This window comes from Gordonia sp. C13, from assembly GCF_023218005.1.
Classification (GTDB): Bacteria; Actinomycetota; Actinomycetes; order Mycobacteriales; family Mycobacteriaceae; genus Gordonia; species Gordonia namibiensis.
Genome location: NZ_JALPSY010000051.1, coordinates 1 through 9,280, shown reverse-complemented (window position 1 = coordinate 9,280; position 9,280 = coordinate 1). Strand labels below are relative to the sequence as shown.

The 9,280-nt window shown below is 64.2% G+C and carries 10 protein-coding genes and 2 pseudogenes; 3 read left to right on the top strand and 9 right to left on the bottom strand.

Annotated features, from left to right (window positions below; translation table 11 throughout):
- Together M1L58_RS22965 and M1L58_RS23720 are read right to left on the bottom strand one after the other, a co-directional pair.
- Window positions 1-240: pseudogene (locus M1L58_RS22965) on the bottom strand (ABC transporter ATP-binding protein); the annotation flags it as partial.
- 776 nt (window positions 241-1,016) lie between these two features.
- On the bottom strand, window positions 1,017-1,439 hold the full coding sequence (locus M1L58_RS23720) for a class I SAM-dependent methyltransferase (RefSeq protein ID WP_374112783.1): 423 nt from the start codon (window positions 1,437-1,439) through the stop codon (window positions 1,017-1,019).
- A 382-nt stretch (window positions 1,440-1,821) separates the two neighbouring features.
- On the opposite strand from M1L58_RS23720, the gene M1L58_RS22955 reads away from it, so the two are divergent.
- The 3 genes from M1L58_RS22955 (at window position 1,822) to M1L58_RS23715 (ending at window position 4,979) form a co-directional block, all read left to right on the top strand.
- Window positions 1,822-3,018: a DUF3500 domain-containing protein gene (locus tag M1L58_RS22955; protein ID WP_248660589.1), complete on the top strand. Its 1,197-nt coding sequence runs from the start codon at window positions 1,822-1,824 to the stop codon at window positions 3,016-3,018.
- Window positions 3,019-3,059: 41 nt separating this feature from the next.
- Window positions 3,060-4,430: a HupE/UreJ family protein gene (locus M1L58_RS23555; RefSeq protein ID WP_248660588.1), complete on the top strand. Its 1,371-nt coding sequence runs from the start codon at window positions 3,060-3,062 to the stop codon at window positions 4,428-4,430.
- Window positions 4,431-4,688: 258 nt separating this feature from the next.
- A complete protein-coding gene (locus tag M1L58_RS23715; RefSeq protein ID WP_374112784.1) occupies window positions 4,689-4,979 on the top strand; it encodes a hypothetical protein in 291 nt (96 codons plus the stop codon).
- A gap of 316 nt (window positions 4,980-5,295) precedes the next feature.
- Here M1L58_RS23715 and M1L58_RS23710 read toward each other — a convergent pair whose 3' ends face one another.
- From M1L58_RS23710 to M1L58_RS22920, 7 genes and pseudogenes are all read right to left on the bottom strand, one after another.
- Window positions 5,296-5,613: a maleylpyruvate isomerase N-terminal domain-containing protein gene (locus tag M1L58_RS23710; protein WP_374112782.1), complete on the bottom strand. Its 318-nt coding sequence runs from the start codon at window positions 5,611-5,613 to the stop codon at window positions 5,296-5,298.
- 11 nt (window positions 5,614-5,624) lie between these two features.
- Window positions 5,625-6,086, bottom strand: a complete 462-nt coding sequence (locus M1L58_RS22945) for an ATP-binding protein (RefSeq protein WP_248660587.1) — start codon at window positions 6,084-6,086, stop codon at window positions 5,625-5,627.
- A 10-nt stretch (window positions 6,087-6,096) separates the two neighbouring features.
- Window positions 6,097-6,528 (bottom strand): STAS domain-containing protein, encoded by a 432-nt coding sequence (locus tag M1L58_RS22940; protein WP_248660586.1) that lies wholly within the window; start codon window positions 6,526-6,528, stop codon window positions 6,097-6,099.
- Between the two features lie 379 nt (window positions 6,529-6,907).
- Window positions 6,908-7,495: a hypothetical protein gene (locus M1L58_RS22935; protein WP_248660585.1), complete on the bottom strand. Its 588-nt coding sequence runs from the start codon at window positions 7,493-7,495 to the stop codon at window positions 6,908-6,910.
- Window positions 7,496-7,734: 239 nt separating this feature from the next.
- Window positions 7,735-8,235: a hypothetical protein gene (locus tag M1L58_RS22930; RefSeq protein WP_248660584.1), complete on the bottom strand. Its 501-nt coding sequence runs from the start codon at window positions 8,233-8,235 to the stop codon at window positions 7,735-7,737.
- A 181-nt stretch (window positions 8,236-8,416) separates the two neighbouring features.
- On the bottom strand, window positions 8,417-8,752 hold the full coding sequence (locus tag M1L58_RS22925) for a hypothetical protein (RefSeq protein WP_248660583.1): 336 nt from the start codon (window positions 8,750-8,752) through the stop codon (window positions 8,417-8,419).
- A gap of 206 nt (window positions 8,753-8,958) precedes the next feature.
- Window positions 8,959-9,280: pseudogene (locus M1L58_RS22920) on the bottom strand (hypothetical protein); the annotation flags it as partial.

Genomic DNA, 9,280 nt, shown 5'->3' with positions numbered 1-9,280 from the left:
CTGACCGTAGTAGTCAGCCCCGGTGGAGATCGCCGTGACCGCCAGCCACAGCACGGCCAGCCGAAGAAACTGTACTGCGCTATCGGCGGAGAGAGCCCCGTCGATGACGTCGGACAGGACAAAGATCGCGGCGATCTCACAGCCGGCGGCGAGGAGCAGCAGTACGGCGGCTGTGGCGAATCGGGAGCCCTCCCCCTCAAGAGCGGGAAGGAAGCGGCGATAAGCCTGATGTGTCGTCATCGAAAGAATCCATCGTCACGGTTGCAGCGCCCAGGGGGCATCACTGTCGGATGTCCCCTGGGCGCGGCGGGAATGGGTCAGGCCGGGCGGCGAATCAGGACCATACCCAGTCCCACCGGCGCAGCCGCCGGTTCCAGACGCGACGCCGACGGCGCTGCTGACCCTGTCCGACCTTCTGTCCTGCCTGAGACATTCATTCTCCTAGTGCTCGGTGTGTGTTTTGGCCGGCGTCCGTGCCGACGAGAACAAACCTATGGCCGGCAACTGCGGGCCCCCTCGTACACAGCTGGGAGAACGCTGTGACCCCGACGCCCGGTCGGATTCGGCGCTGCAGGAGAAAGAGGGCTGCCCCCGGGGCGCCCACTGGCGGGACCGACACTCCACGAAACACGTTGTGCGCCGCGCGAGTCGAGGTCTACCGGATGGTGCGGCACCGTTAGACGGGTACTCGCCGCCGAGCATGCTTGAGCAACAACAACGTAAACTTGCTCGTGAGAGCAGATGATGAAGGGAAACATAGGCACAGGGATACCTCGGCGATGGAGTGCGTGCCACCCACGGTGATCATCACAGACACTCCCACCGGCCCGGAGTTCTCCGCCAGGCCCTCGATGCGCGTGCAGTCGGTCATGCGACGTCGACGGGTTCGGTCGCGATGACCTCTGTCGCCGCCAGGTCGGACTTGTACTTCGTGAACGTCGATCGCATCGCCAGGACCCGCGCGCGGGCGTCGCCGTCACGGATCAGGTTGGCGACGAACCGCAGCGTCCGACGCTCTACCTCGTCGGCGATGACGCGGCGCGGCTTCGGGAAGCGCCATCCGCGCGCACCGCACCGCGGTGATCTCGAAGGCGGCGACGGTGAGCAGGTCTCGCCACTCGGCTTCGGTGAGGGGGTCCGGCGTTGCCCTCGATCAACCGGGCCAGCGACTTGCGGAGCTCGGTCTTGTCCTCGTCGGGGAGGGCGTCGGGGTTCAGGGCGAGTTTGTGGATCGAATACCGGCCGCCCGGTCGCAGCACCCGGAAAGCCTCGGCGGCGATCGCCGACTTGGATCGGTCGGACTGCATCGTGAGCATCGCCTCGCCGATAGCGACGTCGGCGCTCTCGTCGGCGAGTCCGGTCTCCGAGCCGTCGCCGGCGATCACACGTCCCCGGGAGCCGACGGGTTCCCAGCCAGCGCGACGGCGTCGGGTCGTCATCGACATTGAGATAGCTACGCGGGGTGCGCTCGAGGATCGACGATGCGGTTGTGCCGAGACCCGGGGCGATCTCCAGGACGTCGCCGCTGAGATACCGGCGTCTTCGAGGAGGCTCTCGGTCAGCTCCCGGCCGCCGGCCCCGCAGCACCCGCTTGCCCCAGGCGCGCCAGTAGCGAGTGTCCGGGCATGTCCTTGATCTTGTGTGGTTGGTCCCTCGCTGTTCTGGGTAACTGCATGATGCCTGAGTCGTAGCATGCTTCGGGTACGGGCTTCGGGGTCGTAGTTTCACAGCCATTTCATCTACACAAGTGAAGGTTCAGTGGTTCCGATGACGCACACTTTGAAGCGGCCTACGTTGTCCGGCCTACGAAGCGGTTTCACGGTGGCCGCTGTCGCGGTGGCCCTGATTGCCTTCTCCACCGCGTGTGCGGGCGGTGATGGCGAGTCTCCTTCAGCCGCTTCGGATAGCTCGTCGGCTACGATCTCTGGTTCGGGAGTGCAAGCAGTGGTGGAGGCAGCGAACGCCTTCTCGAACTCCTTGACTGACGAACAGAAATCGCTGGCGCTTCTCGACCTCACACAGCAAGATGCGGTGGCCTGGTCGAACCTGCCGTGTGGGCAGAGTTGCCGGGGTGGCGTGCCCCTCGAAGATCTCGACGACGACCAGGCGGCACTGGCTGAAACCCTACTGAAGACCGCGATCGGCACCGACAAAGCCGGTTACACCCGCGTCGAGGCTCTGCGGACCGCTGATGACTACCTCGCCGAACTGCAGTCCAGCGGCCAGGGTGGGGGCCCGGGAAGCGCGCCGTCGGGAGCCAGCGGAGCGCCCTCAGGTGGGCCTCCTTCCGGGCAGATGCCTTCGGGCGGGCCAATGCCATCCGGCGGACAGATGCCCTCAGGTGGCGGTGGTGGCGGTTTGGGCGGCTACGGAGCCGGTCTGTACGACCTTGCGTTGCTGGGTGACCCGAGCGCAAACGGTACGTGGATGTTGCACTTCGGTGGGCACCATTTGGCGATCAACTTCACGTACAAGAACGGTCAGGTATCTGGAGCCAGCCCCTACTTTGTAGGCGTCGAGCCGACATCGTTTACAGGTGACGACGGAACACAGTATGCGCCGATGGAGGATATGGCGGATGCGGTCAAAGCTGTCACTGCCGGTCTCAGTACCGAACAACTCGGACAAGCCAAGCTGAAGGACTCGTTCACCGATGTGCTCTTGGGTCCCGGAGAAGATGGACAGTTCCCGGAAACCAAACAGGGCGTGCAGGTCAGCACCCTGAACGACGCGCAGAAGCAGGCGGTATTGGCAGCCATGCGCACATGGGTGGGCGTCGCTGACGATTCCACCGCACAATCCATGATGAGCACCTACGAGTCCGAACTGGACAGCACGTACATCAGCTACTCCGGCGGCACCGATCTCACCGAGCAGGGCGACTACTTTCGCATCGATGGACCGAGCGTGTGGATCGAGTTCGTCTGCCAGAACGGCGTAGTCGTCCAAAACCAGGTCCACTACCACACCATCTGGCGCGACCACACCCGCGACTATGGCGGCGAGTTCTCGTTCTGATGCCGTCTACTTTCGCCCTCCGGCCATTCCTCGGTCGGTCGGTGACCGTAGTGGCGGCAGCGGTGTTTCTTGCGCTGCTTCCCGGTGCGCCGACATGGGCCCACCCCATGCCGAATTCGATAATGCAGCTGGACGTGCTCTCCGACTCCCTGACCGCCGAACTTCAGATTCCTGTCGATGATCTGTCGATCGCGAGCGGCGTAGAGTTGCGCCGAGTCGATGCCAACGACGTCTTGACCCGACGGGCAACCGATCTGCAGGACTACCTGGCCAGGCACCTGGCCGTCACGACCACAGACGGTCGGCTCTGGATCGTCAAGGTCGGTCAGTTGCACCTGGGTGAGGCAGAACAGACCGCTACCGGCCCGTACCGCGAGGTCATCGCCCACGCCACATGGACACCTCCCGCCGGTGCGGACATACGGCGCTTCGTGGTGGCCGCTGACCTTGTTGTCCACGAAGTGGTTACCCATTCGATCGTGGTGACCATCCACAACGACTGGGGTGCGGGAGAAGTGGCCCACGATGGTGCTGGGACCCAAATCGGGATCATTGCGGAAGACACCCGCACGATGAATCTGGAACCGTTGATGATCGAACTCGACCGAGCCAGCACTTGGCGAGGCTTCACGGCGATGGTTCACCTCGGCACCGAACACATCGCGTCCGGCACCGACCATCTGCTGTTTCTCCTCGTACTCCTGCTCCCGGCACCACTGATCGCAGTCGGTGGACGATGGCGCGGCGCGGTCAGCACAAAACGAACGATCATTCGCATGACCCGGATCACACTGGCATTCACGCTCGGACATTCACTCACCCTGGCGCTCAGCGCATTGGGCCGACTGCAACTACCCGCCACACCTATTGAAGTCTTCATCTCATTGAGCATCCTCATCGGCGCCGTTCACGCGCTGCGGCCACTGTTCCCCGGCCGCGAAGCACTCACAGCGGGATTGTTCGGACTCGTTCACGGCATGGCCTTTTCATTCACTCTCGCCGAACTCGGCCTCACTACATCACAATTGATCCTCAGCCTGCTCGGCTTCAACCTCGGCATCGAACTCATGCAGCTCGGCGTTGTCCTACTCACCTTGCCCTCACTGGTAGTTCTCTCACGAACCAACTGGTACAGGCCCGTACGTGTCCTCGGGGCTCTCTGTGCAGCACTGGCCTCAATCGGCTGGATACTCGCACGCGTCGGTGTGCCCAATCCCGTTGCCACACTCGCAGATCAAGCCGGTCAGTCGGGAATCGTTGTCGTCATCGGTCTGGCCGTGCTGGCCGCACTCGCCTTCGCATGGCAGAAGCGGGGCGGGGGCGATGCAAACGGTTCATCTGCCGAGCACACCACGCCCACATCAGCTCCATCCTCCGATATGGGCACTGCTGCACGAATAGGTGACATCTGATCTGTGGCGCTGAGGACCGCCGCTGGAAGGATGTGCACCGTGCCGAAGCCGGGCCAGCCCGGTCGGGGGCCGTGAATCGAGGCTGCCCATGTCTCGCCAGCCAGCGTCACCGCGTATCAACTCAGTGCCGGATGAGGTCTCGAGCGAGCCCGCGGTCGCGCCATCCGATGCAATGTCTGACTGCCGCATTCTCGACCGGGAGGAACCCCAACGACGGCTGCGAAGTTTGATCTGTTCACCGAATAAGGCCGGCAAGACCTGAAAGCAGCCAGCGGGGAGATCATCGCCGCCAGCCAAGCATATGAGTCGAAGGCCTCAGTGTTGAGTTCCCTTCGTCGGGGTCGGACCCGCGACCCCAAACCGAGGACCGTGCATGCAACAGCGGCTGGCTTCGACATTGACTCGCTTTTCCACCACCAGCTTTCACCACCGCCATCGCCACCCACCCCATGCCGGTGCGGGTCTTGCTGGCCAGCAACGGGTGGCACCGGTTCTACGCCATGGCCGCCGCCCTTTATCAACTCCCGCCACCGCAACGCACGATCGTGATTGCTGTGATCGACATCCTCGCCGAACAACCGCCCGGTGAGTGTCGCTTCCACTCATGCTGGAGCTGACCACGTCGGATCTCGACCGGTCATCACCAGCACGCGAAGCCACGGCAGGGTGGATGAGCGCACTGGGGGGTGGCTCGGTAGGTAGGGGCGCATAGTGTCCACGCGCGATAGCGCCCGGTGTCACCACGCGATAGGCCACGTCGATGGCGGCCGCGCAGAGTGCGTTGGGCACGCGATACTCGAGGTCTACCGCGGTGGCGATGTCCCAGCCGTGGACGAGAACGTCGAACATGTTGATGTCTGCGGCCTCAGCCGCGGTGAACACACCAAACGGCAGATGGCACCGATCGTTTCGATTCGAGGCGCACATCGTTTTCCCACGCGATGGTGCTGGCCTTCGTCGCGGCGCGAAACGAGGCACGGGGATCGGTACCAAGGACGTCGTCGTGCACAGTGCGCGGTGACGTCGTGTGCCCCAGGGCGTACTGGCTGAACTTGGCAGTAGTTGCCACGACGTGGTTGAGGACCGCGCGCACATCCCACCCCGCACACGGAGTCGGACGGGCATAGTCCCCGCCGCCAATCTCACCGACGACCCCATCAACGAGTGCGAGAGCTGCGCTCAATCGCGCTCGACTCAGTTTCGAGTTGCGATGCTAGATATCATGTCGTCAGAAACAGGCGTCGGCTGCCAGCACATGGTGACGGTGGTGCCGTCGGGTCCGGCGGTGAGTGTATGGGTGTCGCTGAGTGCGGTGATGAGTGCGAGTCCGCGGCCGCGGAAGCGCTGTGCGGGGCTGGGGTCCCAGGTGCCGGTGTCGGTGACGATGATTTCGAGAGTGCCGTCGGGCCGGCGGCGGCTGCGCACGGTGACCGCGCCTGGCTCGAGAGCGTCTTTGTAGGCGTGTTCGGTGGCGTTGGCGATCGCTTCGTAGACGGCCAAGACGATGTCGGCGCGGCGTTCAGTGTCGGCGTCGACGGTTGCTGTCACCCACACGGTGAACAGTTCGCGCAGTCTGTGGGCGGCCTCGGCGGTGGCCTCGACCGAACGTTCGAAGTCACCGGTGGAGTCGCCATCGAGGTGCTGTGATGAGTCCACGCCGTCGTGTTTACCCAGTCGGGCTGCCGCTCATTCCGGTGGGGTTGGTCATGGCGGTGACAGCGTGGGCCAGGGAGGGGTAGAGGACGATTGTCTGGTCCAAGCCCATAAGTGTCAGCGGTCGCGACGTTGCGGGTGCGGCGGCCACGACTCCGAACAGTCCGGTCGGTGCGATCGCCTCGTGGGCGGCGACGAGTGCGGCCATGCCCGCCGAGGCCAGAAAGTCGGTGGTGGTCAGATCGATGATCAGGCCGCGCGGTTGTCCGTGCAGCGCGTTCGTCACCGCCTCGGACAGTTGTGGCGCGGTGAGAACGTCGATGCTGCCCTGGACGGTCAGGATCACCAGTTCCTCATGCTGCGCGGAGACGATGGTCATCAATGCCCGGCCGGCGGTGTCTCCGCTGTCGTCGACGAACACCGCATCGGGGTTGTTTGGCTGCACTGGTGACTCTCACTTTCACGGAAGGGGGCCACACGAATTGCTGAGTGACCCGGTCCCGACCGACGACTCGCTCGACCACGGCTACTGCTGCACCGGCCCATCCAGTTTGTCATGGCTGCCCTCGTGACGGTGAGGCGGTCGCCGACGCGAGTTGCTGCCGTCCTTCTTCGGATGGTGCCGGTGGGCCGTCCTCGGTGGTCGCCTGACACAGAGTTCGTTACGTCAAAGACGATTGCGCGAAACGCATTTGAGTCGACGAATCACTCATTCGTCGAAGCAGAGTCGGTTGTGGAGCTCGGAAACTCATGCACTCTGCTGTGCGGGGTACGCGCGGTTAGTTGATGGGCCGGGGCGGTCCGTCGTTGGGGAACGTCGACCCTCAGTGGTGGGCGCGGATTGCGTCGCGGCGCAGCGTTGCGCCCAGCTCGCTGTCGGGAGTGTGTTCAGCTGCGGTGGTCAGTATCCGGGCGATGCGCGCGGTCAGCGCCGATGGCACCGGAATGTGCCTGTCGTCATCGGTTTCTGCCTGGAGAACTCCGGCGATACTGATCAGCGAGAGGGTCTCCATGGCGCGGCGGGTGCGATCGTCAACTGTGAGAGCGCTGTCGGCCGGATTGAGGCAAAGATAGAGTTGCGCAACTTCGCTCAATCCTGCGATCAGGCGACCGAACGTCGTCACGCTCATCGACTCGGTTCTGGGCAGCTCGGCCAGGTCGGCGCCGGGGGCTTCCTCTTCCACGGCCTCGATGAGTCCATCGACGAGGACCCTCATGGCGTCGTCGGTGAGATACCGTTGGGCTTGGGCGATGCCGATGCGCATTTTCTCGGCGACCGCGCAGACCCGTTCGGTGAGCAGAAGCCGGGCTGCATCATCACCCAAGGTCAGTCCACGTTCGTTGACCATCTCGATCAAGCGCTCGGTGCGTTCTTCCAGCCACGCTCTGGCGGGCTTTGTCACCGGACTCATCGGCCCACTGTTGCAGACCCATTCGGTTCGTGTGGGTCGAGCACACCGCAAATCTGTGCCCTGCGATGCCGCATGCCCGTCGTGAGGGGTGGACGTGCCGGTGACGACAGCCGCCCACAGCCGCGTGGTCATATCTGCGCGACAAACAAACCGTTGATCTCGGGTGACGGGGCCGGTTTGCTGGGACACGTCCTCGACGTGGTGGTCACGACGTTCCGTGCCAGAGGATGGGTGAGAGCTCAGCGTGGTCGCGGCGTGGAGGGGGGCGGCGGGTTCTGGTCGCCTGGTTGCGGGATGGGGAACGTCAGCGACGGACTGGGCGGGTTGGGCGGGGCGAGCCTGTTCTGCGGATTGGCGCGCAGCGCGGAGTCCGCGGCCGCTAATGGCGCAGACGTCCTATCGCGTGCCTGTTGCTCGGTGATGGGCTTGTGGCCATATACGGGCACGACGGTGTACCACTGTTCGGACTTGAGGAAGCGGGTCGCGAACAAGTACCACCTCCCGACCTTGAGTGGACTGTCACCGTCGACGGAAATGTAGACGCCATCTTTGGTGCCGCCTTGCTGGTTGACGGTCACGCTCTGGGGGACTTCACCTTTGAGCGAGGTGGCGGTGAGCACGCTGTACTGGGTTTCGGGAATCGGACTCAGAGCTTTGGTGCCGGCGCCAGACTCCACATGCCCGGTGAAGACGTGGGTGGAGAATGCCATGAGATTGCGCAGGTCGGTGGTGTCGGTCACCGAGTCAGCCTCAACGGTGGAAGTTGCGGTCGCGGGCTCGGTGGGCGGGATACCTTGGTTGACCTCCGCCTGGCCGCACCCGGCGAGGCCGAGGACGGCAACCGCAGCAGCGAAAGAGATGGCTGCTCGACATGAGTGGTTGGCTGACATCAGTGATTCACGTGCCCGATGGGCTGCGGGGTCAGTCGCGGCCGCGGTTGGATGTCGAGTGTTCGGGATGCTCGGCTTGGTCGCGGGCGACGACCGCTGCGCTGTGCTCGTCGCCGGCGGCGGCGAGGTGTCGCTCGACGGCCTCGCGGTGGGTACCGTCCTGCCCCGGGGCGGAGCGCTCGGCGGCCATGGCATGTGCCGACGCCGCGCGTTCATGCGCCAGTGCAGCGTCATCATGTCGTTGAGCTGCGGACTCGTGTGCAGCGACGGCGCGCATCATCGACTTTCGGGCACGTGCCGCTGCCGCTGCTACGGTTTCCGCCGTGACCGATTCGCCATCGGCCAGCTGCTGTCGACGTCGTTTCAACTGCTCCAGTCTCGTACCCGCCTTGCCCTGGGCGTCTTGACTCCCTGGACCAGGTCTTCCGTCATCCATGAGTTCGATTCTCCCAGGTCGCTACCGTTGGCGTACCCCGATCACGCAGGTGGCCGGGTTGGGGTGGTGTGCGGTCATCCGACAGCGATGCCGCCGACCCGATTAGAGACGGGTCAGCGGCATCGCGGTGCTAGTTGCTATTTGCCAGCCTGGGCTTCCTCGTGCTCGCGTACGAGCCGGACGATTCCCGGGTGGACGTAGAAGCCTCGGGCCTGATGGAAACCGGTGCCCTCGGGATAGTCAGCCCACACCGGCCAGGTGGCGTCCTCCGGCAGTTCGTACTCGTCTTCCAGCAGGTTTGCGGCGGTGTCGAAGGGCCGGGTCCAGCCGTTCAGACGCCGGTCGGGCTCATACCCGGAGATCAGCCCCGGTTGGTTCGACGTGATGCTGTCGACGGCATCCTGCTGATCCTGCGCGCTCATCTTACGACTGCCACGACGGTGCGGCGTCATCGTTAGA

Coding starts and splice junctions, on each gene's coding strand:
- M1L58_RS22935 (WP_248660585.1), bottom strand. CDS start 7,495: ATGAGTCCGGTGACAAAGCCCGCCAGAGCGTGGCTGGAAGAACGCACC.
- M1L58_RS23720 (WP_374112783.1), bottom strand. CDS start 1,439: ATGACGACCCGACGCCGTCGCGCTGGCTGGGAACCCGTCGGCTCCCGG.